A 4,369-nucleotide genomic window follows, 5' to 3' on the forward strand; every position below is an offset into this window, starting at 1 on the left:
GAAACGATTTTAATTCGAATTCAAATTTTACAACACAAAATTACACACTAAATGCGGTGCCGTATGCCGGTGGAAACATGAGAGTAGTTTTTGAATGGAGAAATAACAATACAGCAGGAAATCAACCACCAGCTGCCATAGATAACATTAAGTTAGATTTAGTAACTTGTCCGAAACCAGGAAACTTGGTTATCTCAAATATTGGATATAACACGGCTCAAGTAGCTTGGGCTAATGGAGCAACAGAAACACAGTGGGAAGTTTTGGTTTTACCAGCAGGTTCTGCCGCACCTACCGCAACTTCTGTAGGAACTATAACTAATACTGGAAGTCCATTTGTAATTACAGGTTTAACTTCAGTCACATGTTATGATGTATATGTAAGAGCAAGATGTTCTGCAACTGAGTTCAGTTTTTGGTCAGTACCAGTAAATTTCTGTACTACTCCAAATTATTGTGCGGGAGATCATTTTTATGATACAGGTGGAATTTCAGGAAACTATTCAAATAACCAAAATATCACATCAATTATTTGTCCAGATAACCCTGGAGATGTGATTACAGTTGTTTTTAATGATTTCAATCTTGCAACTGGAGATAATTTAGTTATCAGAGATGGAAACTTAGCAACTTCTCCAATCGTAGGAACCTATACGGGTACAAACTTACCACCTTCATTTACTTCAACTTCTACTACTGGATGTTTAACGTTTGTATTTACTTCAAATGGAACAGGAGTTAGTGCAGGTTGGGATGCAACAATTTATTGTACTCCACCAATTACATGTTTTAAACCAGTAGCTTTAACAGCTACAAACATTGGTGCAACTACTGCAAGTTTAAGTTGGACAGAATCTGGTTCAGCAACGCAATGGGAAATTTTAGTATTACCTTTTGGAGCAAATGCACCAATTTTAGGTCAATCAGGTATTCCAGTAAATGCAGCTCCGCCATATATTGTTAATGGATTATCACCGTCAACAACTTATACATTTTATGTAAGAGCTATCTGTTCTTCTTCAAATGCAAGTTTTTGGTCTGATGGGTTTACTTTTTCTACAACTCCAATAAATGATTTATGTATTAACGCTACAACTGCGATTGTAAATGATGATTTAAATTGTACACAAGTAAATCCTGGTACACTTTTCGGTGCATCAAATAGCACAGGTGTTCCTACAGGATGTTCTATTACTGCTAATGATGTTTGGTACAGATTTGTAGCTACAAGAAGTACACACACTATGAGCTTAACTAATATTATTCCTGCTGCAGCAGATGTAGATTTTGCTTTATACTCAGGAACTAACTGTAGTGCATTAACTCAAGTGCAATGTTTTACAAATGTTCAAAATGTAGTTAATAATTTAACTATAGGTCAAACTTATTATATTAGAGTATTTTCTGCAACTAATCAATCTTTAGATTTCGATTTATGTATTGGAGGCGTACCATGTCCTGAATCAGTATCATTATGTAATGCTCCAATTACTTATCCAAATGCTACAGGAGTAATTAATTTAGGAGCATATGGATGTTTAGGTTCTTCACCAAATGCAAGTTTCTTCTTTTTAGAGGCTGCTCAAAATGGTGTTTTAGCTTACACAATTTCACAAACATCTGGGGATGTTGATTATGCACTTTGGGGGCCATTCCCAAGTAGAAATAATGGATGTAATTTAATTCCAAATGGAACACCAGTTCAGTGTAGTTATTCTACAGCTGCAATTGAAAATTTCTCAGTAAACGTAATTCAGGGGCAAGTATATATTTTAATGGTTACAAACTTCGTTAATCAACCTGGGACAATTACGATTACACCTAATCCAACAAATACTGCTCAATCATTCTGTTATCCTTATAATACATTTAATTATCCAGCGATAACATATTGTAATTCATCAGCAAATCAAACTCCAACTTTATTAGCAGGAGCAGTTGCTGGAACTTATTCAGCTGTAAGAATAGAAGATGGTTCAACAACCGCTATGAGTATTAATCCAACAACTGGAGAGATTAATTTTCCAGCAAGTCAACCAGGTACTTATACAGTAACTAGTACTTTAATTCCAACGTTAGCAGCGCCAGCTTCTAATGCTCCGATTATTGCTACAAGAACTGTGATTATTACTCCAACTCCAAATGCAACTATAGCTTACAGTAGTGCTACATTTTGTAAATCAAATTCAGCTTCACAGCCAATCAATATCACAGGTAATACCGGAGATGGAACATACTTTTCTTCTTCACCAGTTGGTTTAGAAAATGCATTAGATCCTGTTACAGGAAGTATCATTCCTGTTTTAGCCAATGTAGGTTTATATACCGTAACTCTTACGGTTCCAGCTCAAGGTGGTTGTCCACAATATACAACTACAACTCAAGTTGAAATTATTGCTTCACCAGTTATCCCTGCTCAAGTGGATGTGAATGCTTGTAATAGTTATATACTTCCTGCTTTAACAGTGGGTAATTATTACACTGCTACTGGTGGTACAGGTACTCAATTAAATGCGGGAACTGTTATTACAACAAATTCAACAATTTATGTTTATGCTACAAATGGTCAGTGTTCATCTGAAGACCCTTTTAACGTAAATATTATTTCAATACCAACTCCAACATTTGATTACTTAACACAACCAACTTGTGCAGTTCAAACTGGTTCAATTAATATTACTGCACCAGTTGCTACAGGCGGTACAGTGCCTTCGAATTTATTTATTTCTGAAGTTACTGATGCTAATGCAGGACAATTATCTTATGTAGAATTGTATAATGGAACTCCAGCCGCTATAAATTTATCAGGCTATAAGTTGAGAGTATTTACTACAGGTGGAGGTTTACCATACACAACTTCTTGTGATAATGTGTTATCTGGTACAATAGCGCCAAATGCTACTTTTATTATTAAATTGAGTAGTGCAGCAAATATTCCTGGAGTTACTCCTAATTTAACTTTAGCAGCTTGTACAGGTGTAAATAATAATGATAATATCAAATTAACAACTTCAGCGAATGTAGTTATTGATAATTGGGGTACGACTGATGGAACTACATTTACTCCATCAGGACAAACAGGATATACTTACAGAAGATTAGCTAGTGCCAATCCACTTCCAAATACAGCTTGGGATCCAACTCATTGGAATGCAATTGATCCTGAAAACTATTCAGATTTAGGACAGTACACACTTAACACTTCGAGTTATGAGTATAGTGTAGACAATGGAATATATCAAACAAATACAACATTTACGGGTATTGCTCCAGGGAACCATTCTTTTGTAGTACATGATTTAATTAACAATTGTTATTCAGCACCAATTCCATTTACTATAAATCCTGTACCATATACAAATGCTACAACTGGTTTTACTTATACTACTCCGGTTTGTGTTACTTCATCTACAAATCCGACACCAAGTTTAAGTCCTGGATTTACTTCAGGTGGTACTTTTAGTTATATTGGAACGGGCTTAGATTTAAACAGTTCAAATGGAACAATTAATTTAGCTGCAACTACACCAGGTACTTATGTGGTTACTTACACATACCCAGTCGATTTAGCCAACTGTATCAATTCAGGATCTAGTAACTTTACAATAACCATTGATCCTTTTGTAACAGCAACTTTTACACAGATTCCAAACATTTGTCAGAATACTACAGCACCAATATTGCCAACAGTTTCTAACAATAACATCAGTGGTACTTGGAATTCAGCTATTAGTACAACTAATCCTGGATCTACAACTTATACATTTACTCCAAATCCAGGTCAATGTGGAGTTGGTACTACCATGACTATTGTTGTTGATCCAATTATTGTTCCAAGTTTTACTACTATAGCTAGTATTTGTCAAAATGATACAGCTCCAGCTTTATCTACTATGTCAAATAATTCTATTTCAGGTACTTGGAGTCCATCTACAATCAGCACTGCTAATCCAGGAACATTCAATTATACTTTTACACCATCTGCAGGCCAATGTTCTCAACCGGTAACTATTTCTGTAACAATCAATCCATTGGTTACACCTACATTTACTCAAATTGAGCCATTGTGTATTGGAGATACAAGTGTTATTCTTCCTTCGACTTCAAATAATGGAATTATTGGAGTATGGTCGCCATCTACAATTAATACATCTGTTGAAGGTTCAAGTATTTATACATTTACGCCTAATTCACCGCAATGTGCTTCCCCAACAACAATGTCTATTCAAGTTGAATTTTGCCAAATCCAAAAAGGTATTTCGCCAAATGGAGATGGGTTGAATGATTACTTAGAGTTGGTTGCCAATAAGGTTGAGATTTTCAATCGATATGGTAAGGAGGTTTACACTAAGACGAACTATAATAATGA

At 35.3% G+C, this 4,369-nt stretch carries 1 protein-coding gene; it reads left to right on the forward strand.

The genetic code is table 11. The features are described from left to right. The coding region (locus tag G4D72_RS13235) for a fibronectin type III domain-containing protein (RefSeq protein WP_207784915.1) at positions 1-4,369 on the forward strand (4,369 nt) is incomplete at both ends.

The organism is Flavobacterium difficile, from assembly GCF_011392115.1.
GTDB lineage: Bacteria > Bacteroidota > Bacteroidia > Flavobacteriales > Flavobacteriaceae > Flavobacterium > Flavobacterium difficile.